This is a genomic window from Roseateles sp. GW835-FHT13E02, from assembly GCF_058794035.1.
Genome location: NZ_JBXAGJ010000001.1, coordinates 402,319 through 422,814, shown reverse-complemented (window position 1 = coordinate 422,814; position 20,496 = coordinate 402,319). Strand labels below are relative to the sequence as shown.

Genomic DNA, 20,496 nt, shown 5'->3' with positions numbered 1-20,496 from the left:
GTTATGCGCCAGCCCCGAGGTGCGAGCAGCGCAGGGAAGTCGGCCCGTCAGGGCCGACCCCGGAACCATGAGCCCGGCGGCGGCGCGGGCTGCAGGGCTTCACGGGCAAAACCAAGGGCTGCTTCGTGCCGCAAGCCGCCCCAACGCAGCCGCCTTTGGCCCCGGGCAACTTGCCTCGCCAAGGGCGCAGTGAAAGCGCGCTTTCCCCGGCCTTTTCTGGCTTAAGTTTTCCGGCCTGCCGCGAACAATGGCGACACGGGCGATCTGCATCCCCGTCCACTCGCATTTGCCATGGCCGACCAAGACGCTCAGGACCGAAATTTACCGGCCTCAGCCCGCAAGATCCAACGATCACGGGAAGAGGGCCAGCTGCCGCGCTCGCGTGATCTGGCGCATTTCGCCATGATGGCGGCCGGCGGTGCGATCCTGGCGTTCGGTGGCCCGGGCATCACCAGCTCCCTGCAGCGCATGCTGGAAGGCGCTTTGCAATTCGACGCGCGCCAGCTCTCGCGCGGCGACTTCATGGCCTTGCGTCTGACCGAGCTGACCCTGCAGTTCTGCACCCTGATGCTGCCCATCTGCCTGGGTCTGCTGGTGGTGGCGATCGGCAGCAACCTCGCGCTCGGTGGCTGGAACTGGACCATGAAGCCGCTGCAGCCCAAGTTCTCCCACCTCAATCCCATCAGTGGAATTGGCCGCTTGTTCAGCGGCCAGGGCTTGGGTCAGGCGCTCAAGGCCGTGCTGCTGGCCGTGGTGCTGGGCACCGTGGGTGCCCTGGTGCTGAAGGACCGGATTGCCGCCTACATCGGCATCATGAGCATTCCGCTGCCGGCGGCTCTGGCCTATGCCGGGCAGCAGCTGATGAGCGGACTGACCCTGCTGGGCGTGGCCTTGGCCTTGTTCGCGGCCATCGATGTGCCGCTGCAGCGCCAGCTCTACCTGCGCCGCATTCGCATGACGCGCGAAGAAGCCAAGCAGGAAATGAAAGAGGTCGAGGGCAATATGGAAATCAAGGCCCGCATGCGGGCCAAGATGCGCGAGATGGCCAAGCGCCGCATGCTGGCCGCCGTGCCCACCGCCGACCTGGTGGTGATGAACCCGACCCACTATGCCGTCGCGCTCAAGTACGACGAGGCCAGCATGGCCGCACCCAAGGTGGTGGCCAAGGGCGCCGACCTGCTGGCCATGAAGATCCGTGATCTGGCCAAGGATTCCAAAGTGCCGGTGCTGCAGTCGCCGGTCTTGGCGCGGGCCCTGTATGCCCATGCCGAGGTGGACCGCGAGATCCCGGCCGCCCTGTTCGGTGCGGTCGCCCAGGTGCTGGCCTACATCTACCAGCTGCGCGCCGCCATGGCCGGCCGAGGCCAGACGCCTGAGCAACCGACCCCGCAAGTGCCGCCGGAACTGGACCCGCATAACAAACCCAATTTCCGCAGCGCGACCGGTCTCGACGGTTTGGAGGATGACGAAGAATGAACCCGCTGATCGCCAATCTGCAAGCCCTCCTGGGCCCGCGCGCCGCCGTGCTGAGCGCGCTGGGCGCGCCGGTGGCGGTGATCCTGGTGCTGGGCATGATGGTGCTGCCGCTGCCGCCCTTCGTGCTGGACCTGATGTTCACCTTCAACATCGCCATGGCGGTGATGGTGATGATGGTGGCGGCCAATATGGTCAAGCCGCTGGACTTTGCGGCCTTCCCGACCGTGCTGCTGCTGACCACTTTGCTGCGCCTGTCGCTGAACGTGGCCTCCACCCGCGTGGTGCTGATGGAAGGCCACACCGGCACCGGCGCGGCCGGCAAGGTGATCGAGGCCTTCGGCCATTTCCTGATCGGCGGCAACTTCGCGGTCGGCCTGATCGTCTTCGCCATCCTGGTGGTGATCAACTTCATCGTGGTCACCAAGGGTGCCGAGCGGATCGCTGAAGTCGGCGCGCGCTTCTCCCTGGATGCCATGCCCGGCAAGCAGATGGCGGTGGACGCCGACCTGAATGCCGGACTGATCAACGAGGCCGAGGCCAAGCGCCGCCGCGCCGAGCTCGGCGACGAGGCCGACTTCTTTGGCTCCATGGACGGTGCCAGCAAGTTCGTCCGCGGCGACGCGGTGGCCGGCATGCTGATCCTGGCCATCAACATCGTCGGTGGTTTCATCATCGGCGTCGCCCAACATGGTCTGTCGGCCAGCCAGGCGGCGGATTCCTACATCCTGCTGGCCGTCGGTGACGCGCTGGTGGCCCAGGTGCCGGCTCTGCTGATCTCGGTGGCCGCGGCCATGGTGGTGTCGCGCGTCGGCACCGAGAAAGACATCGGCAGCCAGATCGGCCGCCAGGTCTTCGGTTCGGCCAAGTCCCTGGCCATCACGGCCGGTGTGATCGGCATGCTGGGCCTGATCCCGGGCATGCCCCATGTGGTCTTCCTGCTGATCGCCGGCACCCTGGGCTACCTGGCCTGGTGGCTGCGCACCCGCGACCAGGCGGCGCAAAAAGCCGCCGAGATCAAGCCCAAGGACAACGCTGCCGCGGCCGCCGAGCCCAATGGCGAAGCGACCTGGGACGACCTCATCCCGGTCGACACCCTGGGCCTGGAGGTGGGCTACCGCCTGATCAGCCTGGTCGACAAGAGCCGCGAGGGTGATCTGCTCAGCCGCATCAAGGGCGTACGGCGCAAGTTCGCGCAGGAGGTGGGCTTCCTGCCGCCGGCCGTGCATATCCGCGACAACCTGGAGCTGCGCCCTAGCCAGTACCGCCTGAGCCTGCGCGGCGCCGTGGTGGGCGAGGCCGAGGCCTTCCCGGGCATGTGGCTGGCCATCAACCCGGGCCAGGCCACCCAGAAACTGATCGGCACCCAGACCACCGATCCGGCCTTCGGCCTGCCCGCCGTCTGGATCGACGACCGCCAGAAAGATATGGCGCAAATGGCCGGATTTACCGTGGTTGATTGCTCGACCGTGGTGGCCACCCATCTTTCACACTTGATGCAGGTTCACGCGGCCAAGCTGCTGGGCCGAGTCGAGACCCAGGCCCTGGTTGAACACCTGACCAAGCAGGCGCCGCAACTGATCGAAGATGTGATTCCCAAAATGCTAGGCATCGCCAATCTGCAACGTGTCCTCCAGCTCCTGCTGGAAGAGGGCGTGCACATCCGCGATATGCGCTCCATCGTCGAGTCCATCGCCGAGAACGCCGCCCAGATCAGCGATCCGGCCGAGCTGGCCCGCCGCATCCGCACCCACATCGCCCCGGCCATCGTTCAACAGATCTACGGCCCGGTGAAGGAGCTGGACGTGATCGCCCTCGAGCCCGAGCTGGAGCGCCTGGTCACGCAAGCCCTGAATTCGCCCAACGGCGCCGCCCTGGACCCCGGTGTTGCCGACACCCTGGCCCGCAGCGCCGCCGAAACCTCACAAGCCCAGGAAGACCGCGGCGTGCCCGCCTGCCTGCTGGTGCCCGATCTGATCCGCGCCCCCATGGCCCGCCTGCTGCGCCGCGCCGCACCGCGCCTCAAGGTGCTGGGCCACAGCGAAATTCCTGAAACCCATTCCATCCGTATCGGTTCCATCATCGGAGGCACAGCATGAATGTGAAACGCTTCACCGCCCGCACATCACGCGAAGCCATGGCCCTGGTCCGCAAGGCCTTTGGTGATGATGCCGTCGTGCTGTCCAACAAGCCCTGCCCGGAAGGCGTGGAAGTGCTGGCCATGGCGCCGGAAGGCATGTCGCAGATCGAGCGCGTGGCCGCCACCGCGCCGCGCGTGGCCTCGCCCGGCCGCCTGCAGGCCCAGCCGGGCCGCCCGGCCGCCAGCGCGTCCGTGGTCAACCCTTCGGCCAAGAGCTTTGCCGCCCGCACCGGCCAGCGCAGCGAACCCAGCTTCGGCTACAACGACCCCGCCAGCGGCTTCGGCGGCGAGGTGGCTGACGATGTCCAGACCCTGGCCATGAGCACCTTGTCCTTCCAGGACTATGTGCGCGAGCGCGTGCTCAAGCGCCGCCAGGCCGAGCTGGAAGGTGCACCCGATCCCATCTACGCTCAGCAGGCCGAAGCGCCTGCGGTCGCGGCCGACCATCCCGGCGTCAGCTCCCTCAATGCCGTACGCCAGCAGCGCGCTCAGGCCGCCTTGCAAGCCATGCAGCCGCGCCGCCCGGAATCGCAGCCCGCGCCTGCTCAAGCGGCGCAGCCGGCTCGCCGCGCCGTGCCGGTGCCGCCCTCGCCGCCGGTGCTGCGCGACGAGATCCGCATGCCGGCCACCAGCCTGACGGCCGAGTTGCCCGATCTGCCCGGCCGCGGCCGTCGCGACCAGCAGGACATGATGAACGAGCTGCGTCAGGTCAAGGGCCTGATCGAAGAGCGCTTCGGCGCCCTGGCTTTCATGGAAAAGCTGCAGCGCCAGCCCATCCAGGCCCGCCTGACCCAAAAGCTCTTGGAGCTGGGCTTCTCGCCCGCCCTGGTGCGCAAGCTGGTTGAAGGCTGCCCCAATGAATTCAAGGGTGCGCAGGCCGCCAAGGGTGAGCCGGCCGATGAAACCCAGTGGGCCGCCAATGTGCTGTCCCGCAATCTGCACACCGATGAAAACAGCCCGGCGCTGGAAGAGCAGGGCGGCGTGTTCGCCCTGATCGGCTCCACCGGCGTGGGCAAGACCACCACCACGGCCAAGATCGCAGCCGCCTTTGCCACCCGCTTTGGCGCCGCCCACCTGGGCCTGATCACGCTGGACGCCTACCGGGTCGGCGCTCACGAACAGCTGCGTGCCTACGGCCGCATCCTCGGCGTGCCGGTGCACACCGCCCACGACCGCGCCTCGCTGGAAGACCTGCTGGAGCTGCTCTCGGCCAAGAAGATGGTCCTGATCGACACGGCCGGCATGGCCCAGCGCGACAGCCGCACCCACGAGCTGCTCGAGATGCTGGCCCATCCCAGCGTGCGCAAGATCCTGGTGGTCAACGCCGCCCAGCAGGGCGAGACCATCGAAGACGTGGTCAATGCCTGGGGCGCCAAGGATTGCCACGGCCTGGTGCTGTCCAAGATCGACGAGGCCGTCAAGCTGGCCCCGGCCCTGGACACCCTGATCCGCCACAAGCTGACCGTGCTGGGCGTGACCAACGGCCAGCGCGTGCCGGAAGACTGGCACCGCCTGTCAAGCCAGGCCCTGGTGCAGCGCGCCCTGCGCAGCACCGCCGCCGGCGCCTGGCGCATGGACAGCGCCGATGTGAACCTGATTTTTGCCGGGGGGCCCGCGCTTGGCTCCCAACACCCGGCCGCCATGGGCATGTTTTAAGCCCGGATGCTGAAGCCACACGAGACCCCACTCATCATGCGCGACGCTCACACCTCTGCTTCATCCCACGCCCCGCAGGACCAGGCTCACGGCCTGCGCCGCCTGTTCGCCAGCTCGCGGGTGCGCTTCATCCCGGTCGTCAGCAACCCCCATGTGGTGGGCGGCGGCGTGCTGCTGGAAGGCCTGTGCGCGGCCTTCGCCGAGCTGGGCCTGCACACCCTGGTGGTCGATGCCGGCGAGAGCTCGCCCAAGCCTTCGGAGCTGGCGAGTGTGGACCTGGCCTCCTGCGTGGAAAGCCTGTCCAAGGATGTGTCCTATCTGGCCGCGCGTGGCCTGCCCATGCGCTACATCAACGCCAACGGCTCGGCCGCCCAGTTCCTGGAAGCCGTGACCGATGCCGCCCCCTTCGCCGATGTCGTGCTGCTGCACGCCAGCGCGGCCGAACTGGCCCGTGTGGTCGCTCTGCGCGAGGTGCGCCCGGTGCTGCTGGCTGACACCGACAGCATGAGCGTCACCCATGCCTACGCCGGCATGAAATGGCTGGCCAGCCGCGCCGGCCTGATGGTCTACAGCCTGCTGCTGGCCAGCTCGCCGCAGCTGCGCCTCTCGGATCGCATTGCCCAGCAGATCAGCTCCTGCGCCGATGGTTTCCTCGGTGCCGTGCTGCGCGACTGGGCCTGCCTGGACCCCAAGACACCGCCGACGGCGCCGGTCTCCCCGGAGATCCGCCATCTGGCCCGTGAGCTGCTGCTGGCCGCCCCGCCGGGAGCCGCGCTGGAAGCCTCGGTCAACGCCAGCCCGCTGCGCCCGCCCGTGCGCATGATGGGTGCAGGGCGCCCGGCCATGGCAGCCACTCTTTGATTGACGCAGGAGCTGATGATGTACACCGCCAAAGGCCGCCTCGATAACTCCTCGCTGATCAAGCAATACAGCCCGCTGGTGCGACGTCTGGCGCACCAGATGATCGCCAAGCTGCCCGCCAATATCGAGATCGACGACCTGATCCAGGTCGGCCTGATCGGCCTGACCGACGCGCTCTCGCGCTTCGATGTCGGCCAGGGCGTGCAGTTCGAGACCTTTGCCACCCAGCGCATCCGCGGCGCCATGCTTGACGAGCTGCGCGGCGGCGACTGGATGAGCCGTGGCACCCGCCGCCAGCAGCGCGAGATCGAAGGCGCCGTGCGCAAGCTCGAGCAAGAGCTGGGCCGTGCCCCGGTCGAAAGCGAGATCGCCGCCGAGATGAAGATCCCCCTGGCCGAGTACCAGGATCTGCTCGGCAAGGTGCGCGGCACCCAGCTGGTCTATCTGGAAGACATGTCGGGCGACGAAGGCGACGAGGACTTCCTCGACCGCCATGTGGCCGACCACAGCAACAACCCCATGTTGAAGCTGCAGGACCATCGCATGCGCGAGGCCCTGGTCGCCGCCATCAAGAACCTGCCCGAGCGCGAACAGTACATGATGAGCATGTACTACGAGCACGACATGAACCTCAAGGAAATCGCGGTCGTGCTCAAGGTCACCGAATCGCGCGTCTGCCAGCTGCACAGCCAGGCCATCGCCCGCCTGCGTGTCAAGCTCCGCGACTGGTAAGCCCCGCTGCCGTAATTTCAGATCCAAGCGGCGCCCAGCTCTTGCTGCTACCCTTCCGGGTGGTCAGGCTCGGTCTCGGAGCCGGCCGCGACTTTAGGGAGGAGACGCCATGTTCTTTGGCTCCAAGCGCCAATCCGCCACCCGATCGAGCGTGCCCATCGCGCACCACGAATCAGCTGCGGGCGCCGCGGCGCCCAGCACCCAGGCGCTGACCCAGCTGCTGGGCAGCCTGTCCCGTTCGGTCTCCCATGTCGGCCGCGATGCCGCCGAGGTGCGCGGGGTGCTGGATGACACACAGAAAGTTGTCGATGCCCAGGCCCAGGCCATGGCCGCTCTGTCGGGCGAGCTGGGCCAGGTGCGCCAGGCCCAGCAAGGCATCAGCCGGGCCAGCGAACAAAGCCGTCAGGCCGTGCAGCGCGCCCGCCAGGCCTTGTCCGGCGTTGGCGATGAGGTGGGCGGCATCGTCCAGACCCTGCACGAGGTCGCTGACGCGGCCTCGGACATCAGCAAGATCGCCCTGCAGACCCGTCTCGTTGCGTTCAATGCCTCGGTCGAAGCCAAGCGCGCTGGCGAAGCCGGCCTGGGCTTTGGCGTGGTGGCCGATGCGGTCAAGGACCTGGCCGGCAAGGTCGACGGTTCGTCCAAGGCCATCATGAGCACGCTGTCGGCCCTCGACGCCCGCATCGAACGCTTCAGCATCGAGCTGCGCAGCGCCAGCGGCGGCCTGGCCCAGCAAAGCGCCATCCACCAGGCCTTTGCCGCGGTGGAGCAGGATGTGCTGCACATCGCCGATGCCGCCCGCCAGAGCGAGCAAATCAGTGCCTCGCTCGGCGCCCGCGCGGACGAGTTGGCGGCCGACATCCAGCAGGCGCGCGGCAGCCTGCAGGTGGCCACCGCCTGCAGCGATCGATTCTTGAAGCTCTCGGAAGAGCTGATCGAGCAGATTGCCGGCTCCGGCGTCGAGGTCGAGGATGCCCGTTTCATCGCCGCCGCCCAGCAGGCCGCGACCCGCATCAGCGCCCTGCTGGAGGAGGCCGTGGCCCGCCGTCAGATCAGCATGGCTCAGCTCTTTGATGAACGCTATCGGCCTCTGGCTGGCAGCGATCCGGCTCAGCATCTGACCGATTTTGTCGAACTCACGGACCGCCTCTTCCCGGCCGTGCAGGAGCCCGTGCTGCAGCTCGACGAGAAGATCGTGTTCTGCATTGCCGTGGATCGCAACGGTTATGTGCCCACCCACAACAAGAAGTACTGCCAGCCTCAACGCCCGGGTGATGTGGTGTGGAACAGCGCCAACAGCCGCTATCGCCGCATCTTCAATGACCGCACCGGCCTGGCTTCGGCGCGCAACCAGCGGCCGTTTCTGCTGCAGACCTACCGGCGTGATATGGGCGGCGGTCGCTTTGTGCTGCTGAAGGAGGCCTCAGCGCCCATCACCGTGCAGGGGCGGCATTGGGGCGGTTTGCGTCTGGCCTTCGGCTTTTGAAGCCTTGGCGCGCTCCGAGCATCAGAGTTGCCAGCAAAAGCCAGCGAAGCGGTTCTGGCCAGGCGGACCGGTGCAGACCGTACGCTCAGTACGGCAAGCCGGGCCAACGACGCCAGAAGGATTTTGATGGCGACGCTCAGGGCGCCACGCAGGCGCGGTTCTTGCCGGTGTGCTTGGCCTCGTAAAGCGCCACATCGGCGCGGTCCAGCGCCGCTTCCAGGGTTTCGCCCGGCCGGTACAGGGTCACGCCGGCCGAGAAGGTGACGAACACATCCTTGCCTTCGTGCATGAAGAGGCTGGCCGACAAGGCGCGCTGCAGGCGCTGCAGCACCGCCTGCGCTTCCACCACCGGCGTGCTGGGCAGCATGAGCACGAACTCTTCGCCGCCGTAGCGCGCCACCAGGTCACCCGGACGCAGGTGCTGTGACACCCGCTCCGCCAGGGATTTGAGCGCCACATCGCCGGCACCATGGCCCAGGGTGTCGTTGAGCTTCTTGAAATTGTCGATGTCCAGCAGGGCCAGGGCGATCAGGGCGTTGTCGCCGGTCTCGCGCTCGGCCTTGGCCTGCTCGACCGCGAAGGCGGCCAGCAGGCCGCGGCGGTTGGCGATCTGGGTCAGCTGGTCGGTCTGCACCTCGTTGGAGAGGCGCTGCAACTCGCCCTCGAGCTCGGCGACTTTGGCACTGAGGCTGCTGGCGCGGTCGTGCTCCAGGGTCAGGCGTTCCTGGGTTTGCTTGACCAGGGATTGCACGCTGCGGCTTTCTTCCACCATCTCGCGCACCACGCCGGTCAGGCTTTCCAGCGAATCGGCTTTCTCGATCACCTCGGCATAGCGGCCGACGCTGTTCTGGAAACGATCGGTGTGCTGGCCCAGTTCGCCCAGCTCGGCCAGCATCTGGTGGATCAGCGCCTTCAGCGAATCGCGCGCGCGGCTGCGTTCTTCGCGCAGGGCGCGTTGGCGCTCGCGCGTGCCGCCCAGCATCTCGGTGACCGAGCGCACACCGCGGCCGCTCAGGCCCTGTTCCAGGGTCTGGTTCATGGCCTCGCACTGGCCCTTGGCCCAGGAATCGTCCTCGGCCAGGTCGACCAGGCTCGCGCTCAACTCGCGGCACAGCTCGCCCAGCTCGCCGAACAGATGCTGGCGGTGGTCCAGCAGATGGCGGGCGCGCTGGCACAAGGCCTCGATCAGGGCGGCCTTCTCGGGCGTGGGGCCGCCGGCCAGCAGGTCCAGATGGGCGGCGTCGAGCTGACGCATCAGCTCATCGGCATAGCCCTCCGGGCTTTTCAGCGCATGCTGGACGGTGCCGTGCAAGCTGGTCTCGATGCCTGGCCAGGGGCTGGGCAGGCCGGCGCCGGCGGCACGGAAAGTCAGTGGGGCCGCGCCCTCGCCGCTGGCGGGCAGCTCGCTGTCGGCCGCCTCCACGGTGCTGGGCGCGAAATCTTCTTCGGCAAAAAACTGGCTCGGCGTGCCGCCGGGCTCTTCCGAGGTCGCGATGCTGGCATCGGCGACATCGCCGTCCCAGCTGTTGACCAACTGGTCCAGGCGCTTGAGCAGGCGCTGGCCGTCGCTTCGGTTGTTTTCCAGCACGCGCTGCAGGCCGTCTTTCTTGCGCGCGACGGTCCATTGCCGGCCGCCGCGCTCCAGGCCGCGCACCAGGCGCTCCAGCGTCTGGGCCATGGCCTCGCCCTGGGCGCTGGGGCCCTCGCTGCGCTGCAGGCGTTCGAGTTCGCGCAGGGCTTCATCCCAGCGCGACTCGCGCACGCAGACCTGCAGCTCCAGCCGCGCCTGCGCGTTGCTGACGCCCATGCTCAGCAGCTTGGCCAGCAGGGCCTGGGCTCGCTCGGGCAGGGCGGCGGGCGTGGCCTCAACGCCGGATTCCATGGCGTAGGCGCGGGCGTAGTTTTCCGGCGTTGGCTCCAGCTGCGCCTGGGCCAGGCGCAGCAGCGCCGCCTTGGCGATCTGGGCCGGCGGCGTGGCGCCCGGCTTGCGGGCGGAGTTGGCGGGCAGAGGCGTGGGGCGGCGAGATTCGTCCATCGGTGTTGTGCTGGCTGAAGCTGGGGCGCGCTAGAGCAGTTTGCCGCCACTCGGGCGCAAGGGGCCGCCGCTCAGGCTGCCGAGGCTGCCTCCCGGATCGCCCTCGAAATCACTGTGGGCCTGGGCAATCCAGGGCGCTTTGCGTGGCAGCACGGTTTGTGCGAGCCATTGTTCGATTTCTTCCGGCGGCAGCGGTTTGCTGAACAGAAAGCCTTGCATCAGGCTGCAACCGAGGCGATGCAGCACGTCCATCTGGCGCAGGGTCTCCACGCCTTCGGCGATCACGCGCAAGCCCATGGCCCGGGCCAGGGCGATGATGGCGGTGACCACGGCCGAGCTTTGCGGCGTGATGCCCAGATCGCGCACAAAAGTGCGGTCGATCTTGACCTCGGAGATGGGCAGCGTCGTCAGATAGGCCAGCGAGGAGTAGCCGGTGCCGAAGTCGTCGATGGAGATTTCCACGCCCACTTCGTTGAGCCGGTGCAGGGCAGGGATGACGTTCTGCAAATCCTTCATCAGATTGTTTTCGGTGATCTCCAGCTGGATCGCCCGGTGCGGCACGCCATAGGCACTGACGCATTGGTGGATGTGCTCGACCAGATCGGAGCGCTCGAACATGCGGCTGGGCAGGTTGACGGCGATCGAGTCCGAGAAGCCAAAGTTGAGCTGCCAGACCTTGGCCTGGCGGGCCGCTTCCTTGAGCGCCCACTCGGACAGGGGCACGATCAGGCCGGTTTCTTCGGCCAGGGGAATGAAGTCGCCCGGGGGCACCAGCTTGTCGCCGCGCTTCCAGCGCATCAAGGCCTCGGCACCCACCATGCGGGCGGCGCGCACATCGATCTTGGGTTGGTAGTGCAGCACGATCTCGCCGCGCTCCAGGGCTTTGTGCAGGGCGCTTTCCAGCTCCAGCTTTTCGCGGCCCTGGCCGGCCAGCTGCGGGGTGTAGAGGGCGGCGGCATTGCGGCCCTGCGACTTGACCGCGTACATGGCCACATCGGAGTTGCGCAGCAGGTCGGCCATGGTCAGACCGTCGCGCGGGTAAATGGCGATGCCCACGCTGGCGGTGACAAAGCACTCCTGGCCCGAGATGAAGATGGGCTCGCGCATGGCCTCGAGCACGCGCTCGGCCACACGCTCGGCATCACGCTCGTCGCCAATCTCGGGCAGCAGGGCCACGAATTCATCGCCGCCCAGGCGGCCCACGGCCTCCAGGGTGCGGTGCGAGCGGCCGCCGATGGTTTCCAGCATGCCTTCCATGACCTGGTCGGAATGGCGCACGCAGGCGCGCAGGCGCCGGCCCACCTCGATCAGCAGCTCGTCGCCGGCGGCATGGCCCAAGGTGTCGTTGATGATCTTGAAGCGGTCCAGATCGATCAGCAGCAGGCCGACCTCATGGCCGCCGCGGCGCGCCTGCTCGATGGCACGCTCGACGCGCCAGATCAGCTGGCGGCGGTTGGGCAGGCCGGTCAGGGCATCGAAGTGGGCCAGCTGGCGGATGCGGTCCTCGGCCTGGCGGCGGTCGGTCACATCCTGCATCACGCCGGTGTAGCCATTGGCATTGCCATGCTCGTTGAATTCGGGCTCGGCTTCGATGTGGACCACGCGCTGGCGGCCATCGAGCAGGGTCACCGGCAGATCGGTCACCAGCACCGAGTTGTGGGCGATCACGTCACGCAGCAGGCGCAGGAAGAGCGTGCGCTCCTCGTGCGGGATCATGCGCATCACGCCGATGAAATCGAGCCCTTCCTGCGGGCCGCGGCCGAACACGCGCAGCGCCTCGGCGGCCAGGGTGAAGCCACCACCCAGATGCCACTCGAAGCTGCCCATTCGGGCCAGGTCTTGCGCGCGGGCCAGGCGGGCCTTGCTGCGCTCCAGCTCGATGCGGGTGCGTGAGCTGCGCAGCAGGTAGCGAAGGCGCCCGGCCAGCAGGCTCCACTGGGGCGACTTGACGAAGAAATCGGTGGCACCGACCTGGTAGGCGCGGTTGATCGAGGCCTCGTCGTCCAGGCCGGTCAGCATCAGCACCGGTGTCGATTCAAAACCTGGGATCTCGCGCAGGCGGGTGCAGGTTTCAAAGCCATCGAGCACCGGCATCATCGCGTCCAGCACGATCAGGTCCGGTGACATATTGGCAATCATGTCCAGCGCTTGGGCGCCGCTGTTGGCCGAGGTGACGTCGAAGCCGCGCTCTTGCAGGGCGGCGCTGGTCATCAGCAGATTGACCTCGTCGTCATCGACCAGCAGCACCTTGGCGCGTGCGGGCAGGTCGTCGTCGAGCTGGGGGCCGGCTGATTTCATGGTGTCGTCGGGGCCAGGCTGGCCAGGGCCAGCTTGACCTGCTGAATGTCGGCCAGCATCGCGTCCAGCAAGCCTTCCAGGCCCTCGCTTTGCTGCTGGCGTGCGCGGGTTTCGATGTCGGCGCAGCGTTCGGCCAGGGCCATGGCCCCGAGGCTGGCTGAGGAGGACTTGAGCGTGTGGCTGACATGGCGTACCACGTTCAAGTCCAGCTGTTCCCCGCGCGCCGCCGCCAGCTCGGGCAGCAGGCGGTCCAGGGATTTGAGGTAGGCGGCCAGCACCCGCTCGATCAGCTTGTTGTGGCCGTCGGGGTCAAGCTCACGCAGGCGGTCCAGCGCCACCGGGTCCAGGCAGGAGCTCGCGGCGGCCGCCAAGCTGGCTTCGACCGGCTCGGCGAGTGGGGAAGGAATCGGCGTGGGCGTGGACATGTCAGGAAACGCGGGGCAGGGGCGAGTGTGTCAGACCGGCGGAACGCGCGGAGCGGCCGTGCTGCAGCGGCTCAGAATAGCGTGGCTGGAATGACAAAGCTTGCGCTCCCAAGAGACCCCTCGATATGTGCTTTTGTGGCCGGCCGAAGGCCGGACGGAAGTTGCCTATTTTGCCCCTTGTGCAGCGTCCCGTCGGCTTGGAAAAGGCCAAATGGATCACGGCAGCAGGGAGGGGGAAAACCGGCAGTCACTGATGGAATGTAGCCGCAGTGTCAAGCAATTGATCCAAGCGTCTGCGGCGCTCTCGCCCGGCGTTTCCGGCGACTGCCCAAAAGCCGGGCAGGCGCTCCGTACAATGACTCGCATGAACAGCCTCAGCGATGCCCGTGCCAGCACACGCCGACTGCCCCGTCGGGCCGCCGCTGCGTCACTGGCGCTGGTGCTGGGCCTGCTGGTCTTGGCGGCCATGGCCTGGTTCATCACCTTGCAAGATGCCGCGCATTTGAGCGTGGCCGTGGTGGTGCTGACGGTCTTCTGCACGGCCGTGCTGGCCCTGTTGCTGGCCGGCCTGGGTTGGCATGTGGGCGTGCGACTGACGCGCCAGCGCATGCATGAGGCCTTGCGCGAAGCACGCCAGCACAGCCGCCTGCTCTCACAACTCCAAACCGGCTGGCAATGGGCCACCGACGCCGAGCACCACCTGGTGCGCTGGCAAGGGCCGCGCGATGTGCTCAGCTCGCAGTGGGTGGGCAGCACGCATTGCCAGACGCTCTGGGAACGCTTCCGCCTGGCGCCCGGTGAAGACCTGCCCGAAGGTGCCGACCTGCGCGAGCAGTTGAGCCGCCAGGCCGCGGAATTTGAACTTCAGCTCCAGCCGATCGCGCCTGAGCTGGCACCGGGCACCTGGGTGCTGCGCGGCCTGGCACGCTGGGATGCCCAGGGCCGTTTCGAGGGCTATTGCGGCACGGCGCGCCTGCTGGAGCCCGAAGCGGCGGCAGTGCCAAGCCAGCCCCCGGCCCAGGCCAGCACCGCCTGGCTGGATGCGGTGCCCGGCCCAGCCTGGCTGCTCAGCGTGGCGCCGCCAGTGGTGCTGCTGGCCCAGAATGCCCAGGCGGCCGCCGCCGGCGCCCGGGTGGGCGAGCGCTGGCAGGATTGCCAGGCCCAGTTCCCGGCCGAACTGAGTGAGCGTTTGAGCGGCCAGCTGCCCAAACCCTACACCGACGCCTCGGGCAGCTATGCCCTGGCCGTGCTGCCGCCTCTGCCGCCACCGGCCCCGCCTGCGGCCGCGGACCCGGGCGAGCATGAGTCCTTCAGCTACACCGTGTCGCACGATCTGCGCGCGCCGCTGCGTGTGGTCGAGGGCTTTGCCCGCATCTTGAAAGAAGACTACGGCCGCCTGCTGGACCGCATCGGCAATGACCACCTGGACCGGGTCATGGGCGCGGCCGCGCGCATGAACAGCATGATTGATTCCCTGCTGTCCCTGTCCCAGCTCTCGGCCCAGCCGCTGGCGCGCCAGCCGGTGGACCTCTCGCAGCTGGCCGGTTTTGTGGTCGAAGAGCTGCGTCGCAGTGCGCCCGAGCGTTCGGTGACTGTCCACATTCAGCCACGCATGGTGGTGCAAGGCGACCCGACCTTGCTGCGCATGGTGCTGGAAAACCTGCTCGGCAATGCCTGGAAGTACAGCGCCAAGTGCGCGCAGGCGCAGATCCGATTCGAGGCGCAGCTGGAAGAAGGGCAATGGACCTACCGCGTCAGCGACAACGGCGCCGGCTTCGACATGCGTTTTGCCGACCGCCTGTTCGGCGTGTTCCAGCGCCTGCACAGCGCCAGCGATTTCCAGGGCACCGGCGTGGGCCTGGCTTCGGTGCGGCGTATCGTGCGCCGCCATGGCGGTGACATCTGGGCCGAGTCGGCCGTGGGCGAGGGCGCCCGCTTCTACTTCACATTGGCCGGCTGAGCCAGCATCTCCAGGGCCTCGACCAGCAGGCGGGCCTGTTCGGTGTCCGAGCGGCCTTCGCTGGCGCTGAGCTTTTGCAGCCGGGCCAGGGCATCGGCACGCGACAGCGAGTAACGGTGCATGAGCACGCCCACCGCAATCGCCTGCACCTCGTCCAGCACCGGGTGCGGCTCGCGCCGCGCGGCCGGGGCCGGCTCGGCCGGGCCGCCCTGGCGGCGGTTGGCAAAGGCGGCTTCCACGGCCGGCACGATCTGGTGAATGTCCAGGGGCTTGACCAGATAGGCCACGGCGCCCAGCTCCTTGACCTTGGCCACGGTCTCCTCGTCGGCAAAGGCCGAGAGGAACATGAAGGGGATTTGCAGGTACTCGCGCAGGTAGGCGGCGACGTCGAAGCCGCTCAGGCCTTCCATGCGGATGTCCAGCAGGGCCAGTTCGGGGCGGTGCTCGCGCGCCAACAGGATGGCGTCGTCGCCATTGTCGGCATCGATGACTTCGAAACCGGCCTGCGCCAGACCATAGGTCAGGGTCGCCAGAACCAGACGGTCATCGTCCACTACGAGAATCTTGCCCTTGCTGCTCACCGCTGGAGGTCCCCCGCTGTGCTGGAATGCGGCCGGCTGCTGCCGACCTTGTGTTTGCTGGCATTGTCGCCCAAACCGGGGACCGGGGCGTCCTGGGGTGAGTACGGGGCTGTGCGGGCTCGGCTTTTCGGACGCGGCGTATCGGCTGCTGCTCAGTGTTCGCTTTGCAGGTTGACGCTGGGCTGCAGCAGCTCGACCCGGCAGACCACCAGATCGCCCTGCTGTTCCAGGCTCAGCCGTGCCGTGCGGCGCGGCAGCAGGGCGCGCACCAGGCCCAGGCCCGAGACGCCGCCAGGCACCTGTGCCAGGCTGAAGTCCGGCGGCAGGGTCCCGGGGTTGGTGATGGCGACGCTGACGCTGTCCACCCCGCAGTGCAAGGTGCAGCTGACGGCGCCGGCCGGGCTGTGCTTGAGGGCATTGCTGAGCAGCTCGTTGAGCGTCAGTGCGATCGGGATGGATTCCGCCTCGGGCAGGGTCCAGTCATTGACCCGCTCAGACGTCAGGCCCTCGATATGGCTGGCGATCTGGCGCCCGCTCATGCGCTGCACCGAGCCGATGATGGCGTCCACCACGCGGCGCAGGCGCAGCGGGCCGGAGCTGCCGACCTGCAGGCCGTAGACCTGGGCAATCGCCTGCACCTGACCGACCGCCTCGTTGATGACGCTGGCCACCTCGGGGCGCCGGGCGGCGATCTGCTGCAGCAGGCCGGCCACGCCTTGCAGATTGTTCTTGATGCGGTGGTGCACCTCACGCACCAGCAGCTCGCGCTGCGAGATGGCGGCTTGCAGGCGCGCCTCTTCGGCAGCACGGTGCTCGGTCACATCGCTGGCCACCAGCAGCAGCTGCTCGGGCGTGCCTTCGTCGATGGCGTCCGGGTTGTCGCCGGTGCCGGCCAGGTGCAGGATGCGCGCATCCCAGACGCGCTCGCGCTCGCCTTCGCCGAGCCGGTACTCGCGCTGCAGCACGGTGCTGGCGCTGGCCGACAGGGCGCTCAACATATCGCGCCGGATCATCTCGCCCTGCAGCGGGCCGAACAGGTCTTCCGGGCTGGCGCCCATCAGCTCGTCCTCGCTGCGGCCGGCCAGGGCGGCGGCGGCCTGGTTGATCTGCTCCACGCGCAGGGTCTTGGCGTCATGCAGGCTGATGGCCAGGGGCGCGGCTTCGATGATGCGGCTGAGCGAGGCCTGGGCCTGCAGGGTTTGCGCCTCGGCCTGGCGGCGGCGGTCGATGTCCAGCAGGGCAAAGGTCAGCTGGCGGCCGCTGCCGCGGGTGCCGGTGACCACCACATTGCCGACCACCCAGAACTCGCGGCCATCGCGGGCCTTGAGCCGGCACTCGAAGGCCTCGGTCTGGCCCTCGGTCAGCTCGTCCAGGTAATGGGTCTGGCGGAAGGGGTGGTCCGAGGCCGGCGTGGCGACGATGCTCATGGGCTGGCCGGCGAACTCGCTCAGGTCGCCGCCGAACATGCGCCGCGCCGAGCGGTTCATCCATTCGATGCCGCCGCGGCCGACGGTGACGATGCCCACCAGCACCGAGTCCAGCACCGCGCGCTCGCGCTCGGTCTGCAGCATCAGCGATTGTTGGGCGCGCCAGCGGTCGTCCACATTGACGTAGGTGGCGATGATGCCTTCGTCCGGCGCACCGGGCCGCATCACGCGCTTGCTGACCTGCATCCAGAGCACGCTGCCGTCCTGGCGGCGCACGCGGCGCTCGCCGCGCCACAGGCCCTGGCGCTGCAAGGCCTCGCGCACCTCGGCACTGAGGTGCTCGAAATCCTGGGGGGACTCGAACAAGGCCTCATGGGCCAGGCCACCGAGTTCGTGGATGCGGTAGCCGGTCAGTGCGGCCAGGGCGTCATTGGCACGCGCGATGCGGCCCTTGCGCAAGATGGCGATGCCCACATCGGAGAGGCTGAACATCAGCTCGCGATCCTGCACCAGGGCTTCCAGCTCGCCTTGCTGGGCCTTGAGGCGGGAGATGTCGCTGATCACGGCGATGGTTTCGCTCTCGCGCGGCGGGCCGCTCTCGAGCTCGCTGGCTTCTGAAGCGGCGCGCACCTGGCGCAGGCTCAACGAGAGCCAGCGCGGCTGGGCCGCTTCGCTGCCGACCTGCAGGAACTCGGCCTCGAAGGTCTGCTGGGCCTGCAGCGTGGGCAGGGCGTCCTGCACCTGCTGGGCCAGCTCGGGCAGGGCGGCGAAAAGCTGGGCCACCGGCGTGCCGGCGTGCTGCAGGCCGGGCAGGCCCAGCATTTGCTCGAAGCCGCCGTTGCAGCGCACCAACTGGTCGCCGCGCAAATAGGCCAGGCCCAGGCTGGCGCTGTCCATGATGGTGGTCAGCTCGTGCAGCAGCTGCTCGCTGCGGGTTTCGGCCTGGGTTTGGGCGGTGACGTCCAGGGTCACCACCGAGGTGGTCCGTTTGCCCGAGGCCAGCTGGCCGGGCTCGACCCGGGTCAGCAGCCAGCGCCGGCCCAGCTCGGGGTGGCGCACGGCGTAGCGGACCTCGATGCGGTCGCCTTTCTTGAGCGCCCGCTGCAGGCGTTCGAATTCATGGAGCGAGCTGGGCTCGACGATGTCGCGGCCCACGCCTTGCAGGCTGGCCAGGGAGTTGCGCTGGGTGGCCGCGGCCTGGCCCAGATGGGCGCCGCCCGGCGGGCTGCGTGGCGTGCGCGGGCGCAGCCAACCGGCATCCTGCTGGAAGGTGGCCAGGCCGACGCCGGCGGTGTCCATCAAGGCATCGAGCTGCTGGTGGGCGAGGTCGCGCTCTTGCTCGGAGCTGCGGTCTTCCAGCACGGCCAGATAGCGCCTCGCCGGGCCGCTGCTGCCGGCCTGGGGCCGCAGGCGGCCGAGCAACCAGCGCGTGCGGCCGGCCGGGTCCACCAGGGTGGCCTGGGTCAGCAGGCCGTCGTCGTGGCCACTCAGGGCTTCGGCCAGGCGGCCGTTGTCCCAGGCCAGCAGCTGCTGGATGGCCGGGTCGGCTTCGTGCAAGGTGCTGGGCGGCTGCAGGCACAAGGCGGTGAAGGCGCTGTTGACCTTGAGCAGCAGGCCCTGGGCATCGAAGCTGCACATGGGCAGGGGGCTCATTTCGAACCACTGGGCCAGCTCGGCCTGGGCGCGCTCGGTGTTCTCGCGCAGCAAGGCTTCGCGCGCCTTGGCGTCGCCACTCAGGGCCGGGCCCTCGTGGGGGTGTTCGGCGGCGGCGCTGGCCAGCTTGCCGGCCGCCGGTTTGCCGCGGTGTTTTTCTTCCGGCCGGGCATGCAGCATCCAGCGCGCGGCATCGTCGGCGCGGGGCTCCAGGGCGACCAGGGTCAGCAGGGCGCGCTGGCCATTGGCCAGCTTGATGCCGGTGGGCGGCGGGCCTTGGCGGCCGTCCAGCAGGGCGCGGCTGGCCAGGCGCAGCCAGTCGCCGACACGGCCGCCATGGCTGGTCTGCAGGCCGTGCAAGCCCTTGCCGCCGCTCAGGCCCGCGGCCTGCTCGAGCAGGCTTTGCGCGCTCGGGTTGGCCTCCAGCACCTCCAGCGCCTCACCGAGCAGGAGCACCGGGTCGCTGATGAGCCCGAACACCCCGCGCAGGGCGGCGAGGTCTTGGGGCAGGAGGGAAAGCTGGGCTGACAGTTGAGCGGACATGTGCGCCGAGTTTACGGGGCGCCCGGCCGGGTTCCCGTTCACTCGAGCTGGGCGGCCTTGTTCAGGGCGCGCAGCACACAGTGGTTGATCTCTTCCGCCCCCAGCATCAGCTGCTCGGCGGCGGCGCGGAAGTCGTAGACGGATTCGTTCTCGATCGCGTGCACCAGCTCCAGATAGGGCTGGTAGGGGCCGCTGCCATCGACCAGGGCCTGGCGCACGCGCTCGGGCATGGGGATGGATTGCAGCAGCTTGGTGAAGGGCTGCTTGAGCATGTGGTCCAACAGCGAGAACAGGCCGCAGATGAACATCTCGTCGCGCAGCTCGCTGTCGCTCATGCTCTTGGCCAGCTCTTCCATCAGCAGGCCGCGGCGCAGGGCGGCAAACATGATGGGGCGCATGCTGTGGTCCTTGCTGGCCGTGGTCAGCAAGAGGGCCAGCCAGCGCTTGAGGCGCGGATAGCCGAGCAGCATGATGGCGTGGCGGAAGGAGGACACCTCGACCGGCAGGCCGAAGGCGGCCGAGTTCAGGTAGCGCAGCAGCTTGAAGGCCAGGCTGGGGTCGCGCTTGAGGGTTTGCTCCAGGCGCTCGATGTCTTCATCCTGATCGACCCGCGACATCAGCTCGACGATGACCTGCAGATCGGCCTGGATCTCGCTGCGCGGCGCATTTGCCGGTGCCTCGTAGGCGCCCTGCATGGGCCAGCCGATCACGCCGGCGGCACCGCGGCCGAAAGCGCCATCGATGTCGGCGGCGCTGCGCAAGCCAGCCACCAGGCGGGGCAGGGCGCCGGTCTCACCCGCCCTTTGTTCGTCGTCCTGATCCAGCACCTGCTGGCTGAAGCAGGACTGCAGCTCGGCGGGCAGGGCGGCGCTGGGCCTGCCCTTGAGCAAGAGGGTGTTGCCGCGTTTCTTGAGTGCGCGCAGCGCCTCGCCCAGGCCGGCATCGGCGGCCATGAAGGCAGGCACTTCGAACTGCACATGGGCCGGCGCCTCGGCACGCAGCAGCTCCTGCAGCAGGCCTTCGTTGAGCACATTGAGGATGACCTGGGGCCCGCCCGCGGGCCAGACCTCGGACACCGCGGCCAGCAGATCGGCCGCGTCGAGCTGGGCGTCCGGCCGCAAGGGGATCACGGTCAGGCGGGTGGCCGTGACCATGCGCTGGCGGTCGATCAAGGGGGTGTAGCCGAGGGCCAGAGCGCTCAGGATGGGATGGTTCATGACTCCGCG

General features: G+C 68.3%; 13 protein-coding genes. 7 read left to right on the top strand and 6 right to left on the bottom strand.

The window, feature by feature from the left end; all coding sequences use genetic code 11:
* The first annotated feature begins 291 nt into the window (after window positions 1-291).
* The 6 genes from flhB (at window position 292) to AC1Q6P_RS01770 (ending at window position 8,348) form a co-directional block, all read left to right on the top strand.
* The gene (flhB, locus tag AC1Q6P_RS01795; RefSeq protein WP_492664196.1) at window positions 292-1,476 is read left to right on the top strand and encodes a flagellar biosynthesis protein FlhB; all 1,185 of its coding nucleotides are present in this window, start codon (window positions 292-294) and stop codon (window positions 1,474-1,476) included.
* Window positions 1,473-3,572 carry a flagellar biosynthesis protein FlhA gene (flhA, locus tag AC1Q6P_RS01790; protein ID WP_492664197.1) on the top strand — a complete coding sequence of 700 codons (2,100 nt, stop codon included), beginning with the start codon at window positions 1,473-1,475 and terminating at the stop codon, window positions 3,570-3,572. Before flhB ends, flhA begins: the two co-directional genes overlap by 4 nt.
* Window positions 3,569-5,269: a flagellar biosynthesis GTPase FlhF gene (flhF, locus tag AC1Q6P_RS01785; protein ID WP_492664198.1), complete on the top strand. Its 1,701-nt coding sequence runs from the start codon at window positions 3,569-3,571 to the stop codon at window positions 5,267-5,269. Before flhA ends, flhF begins: the two co-directional genes overlap by 4 nt.
* Before the next feature lie 36 nt (window positions 5,270-5,305).
* Window positions 5,306-6,130: a MinD/ParA family ATP-binding protein gene (locus tag AC1Q6P_RS01780; RefSeq protein ID WP_207796041.1), complete on the top strand. Its 825-nt coding sequence runs from the start codon at window positions 5,306-5,308 to the stop codon at window positions 6,128-6,130.
* 18 nt (window positions 6,131-6,148) lie between these two features.
* Window positions 6,149-6,862: an RNA polymerase sigma factor FliA gene (locus AC1Q6P_RS01775; RefSeq protein WP_102770387.1), complete on the top strand. Its 714-nt coding sequence runs from the start codon at window positions 6,149-6,151 to the stop codon at window positions 6,860-6,862.
* Between the two features lie 109 nt (window positions 6,863-6,971).
* Entirely contained in the window at window positions 6,972-8,348 is a 1,377-nt protein-coding gene (locus AC1Q6P_RS01770) for a methyl-accepting chemotaxis protein (protein WP_492664199.1), read from the top strand.
* Window positions 8,349-8,484: 136 nt separating this feature from the next.
* Here the strand turns inward: AC1Q6P_RS01770 and AC1Q6P_RS01765 are convergent, their stop codons facing one another.
* From AC1Q6P_RS01765 to AC1Q6P_RS01755, 3 genes are read right to left on the bottom strand one after another with little or no spacing between them, the layout of a single operon-like run.
* Window positions 8,485-10,383, bottom strand: a complete 1,899-nt coding sequence (locus AC1Q6P_RS01765) for a diguanylate cyclase domain-containing protein (protein WP_492664200.1) — start codon at window positions 10,381-10,383, stop codon at window positions 8,485-8,487.
* 30 nt (window positions 10,384-10,413) lie between these two features.
* Window positions 10,414-12,681 (bottom strand): putative bifunctional diguanylate cyclase/phosphodiesterase, encoded by a 2,268-nt coding sequence (locus AC1Q6P_RS01760; protein ID WP_492664201.1) that lies wholly within the window; start codon window positions 12,679-12,681, stop codon window positions 10,414-10,416.
* Complete coding sequence (locus AC1Q6P_RS01755; protein ID WP_102769811.1) at window positions 12,678-13,106, bottom strand: Hpt domain-containing protein; 429 nt, start codon at window positions 13,104-13,106, stop codon at window positions 12,678-12,680. Before AC1Q6P_RS01755 ends, AC1Q6P_RS01760 begins: the two co-directional genes overlap by 4 nt.
* 364 nt (window positions 13,107-13,470) lie before the next feature.
* Here AC1Q6P_RS01755 and AC1Q6P_RS01750 point away from each other — a divergent pair, with 364 nt between their 5' ends.
* Window positions 13,471-15,066 carry a sensor histidine kinase gene (locus tag AC1Q6P_RS01750; RefSeq protein WP_492664202.1) on the top strand — a complete coding sequence of 532 codons (1,596 nt, stop codon included), beginning with the start codon at window positions 13,471-13,473 and terminating at the stop codon, window positions 15,064-15,066.
* On the opposite strand, the gene AC1Q6P_RS01745 is transcribed toward AC1Q6P_RS01750, so the two are convergent.
* The 3 genes from AC1Q6P_RS01745 to AC1Q6P_RS01735 all read right to left on the bottom strand — a co-directional run bounded on the left by AC1Q6P_RS01745 (window position 15,045) and on the right by AC1Q6P_RS01735 (window position 20,487).
* Complete coding sequence (locus tag AC1Q6P_RS01745; RefSeq protein WP_492703026.1) at window positions 15,045-15,620, bottom strand: response regulator; 576 nt, start codon at window positions 15,618-15,620, stop codon at window positions 15,045-15,047. The genes AC1Q6P_RS01750 and AC1Q6P_RS01745 overlap by 22 nt on opposite strands.
* Window positions 15,621-15,799: 179 nt before the next feature.
* Window positions 15,800-19,270: a PAS domain S-box protein gene (locus tag AC1Q6P_RS01740; protein ID WP_492664203.1), complete on the bottom strand. Its 3,471-nt coding sequence runs from the start codon at window positions 19,268-19,270 to the stop codon at window positions 15,800-15,802.
* A gap of 38 nt (window positions 19,271-19,308) precedes the next feature.
* Window positions 19,309-20,487, bottom strand: a complete 1,179-nt coding sequence (locus AC1Q6P_RS01735) for an EAL and HDOD domain-containing protein (protein ID WP_492664204.1) — start codon at window positions 20,485-20,487, stop codon at window positions 19,309-19,311.
* Window positions 20,488-20,496 lie beyond the last annotated feature (9 nt).

Excerpts from the sequence above, each read along its gene's own strand:
- AC1Q6P_RS01740 (WP_492664203.1), bottom strand. The coding sequence starts at position 19,270 with ATGTCCGCTCAACTGTCAGCCCAGCTTTCCCTCCTGCCCCAAGACCTC.
- flhF (WP_492664198.1), top strand. The coding sequence starts at position 3,569 with ATGAATGTGAAACGCTTCACCGCCCGCACATCACGCGAAGCCATGGCC.
- flhB (WP_492664196.1), top strand. The coding sequence starts at position 292 with ATGGCCGACCAAGACGCTCAGGACCGAAATTTACCGGCCTCAGCCCGC.
- AC1Q6P_RS01735 (WP_492664204.1), bottom strand. The coding sequence starts at position 20,487 with ATGAACCATCCCATCCTGAGCGCTCTGGCCCTCGGCTACACCCCCTTG.
- flhA (WP_492664197.1), top strand. The coding sequence starts at position 1,473 with ATGAACCCGCTGATCGCCAATCTGCAAGCCCTCCTGGGCCCGCGCGCC.
- AC1Q6P_RS01760 (WP_492664201.1), bottom strand. The coding sequence starts at position 12,681 with ATGAAATCAGCCGGCCCCCAGCTCGACGACGACCTGCCCGCACGCGCC.
- AC1Q6P_RS01765 (WP_492664200.1), bottom strand. The coding sequence starts at position 10,383 with ATGGACGAATCTCGCCGCCCCACGCCTCTGCCCGCCAACTCCGCCCGC.
- AC1Q6P_RS01775 (WP_102770387.1), top strand. The coding sequence starts at position 6,149 with ATGTACACCGCCAAAGGCCGCCTCGATAACTCCTCGCTGATCAAGCAA.
- AC1Q6P_RS01755 (WP_102769811.1), bottom strand. The coding sequence starts at position 13,106 with ATGTCCACGCCCACGCCGATTCCTTCCCCACTCGCCGAGCCGGTCGAA.
- AC1Q6P_RS01770 (WP_492664199.1), top strand. The coding sequence starts at position 6,972 with ATGTTCTTTGGCTCCAAGCGCCAATCCGCCACCCGATCGAGCGTGCCC.
- AC1Q6P_RS01750 (WP_492664202.1), top strand. The coding sequence starts at position 13,471 with ATGAACAGCCTCAGCGATGCCCGTGCCAGCACACGCCGACTGCCCCGT.
- AC1Q6P_RS01780 (WP_207796041.1), top strand. The coding sequence starts at position 5,306 with ATGCGCGACGCTCACACCTCTGCTTCATCCCACGCCCCGCAGGACCAG.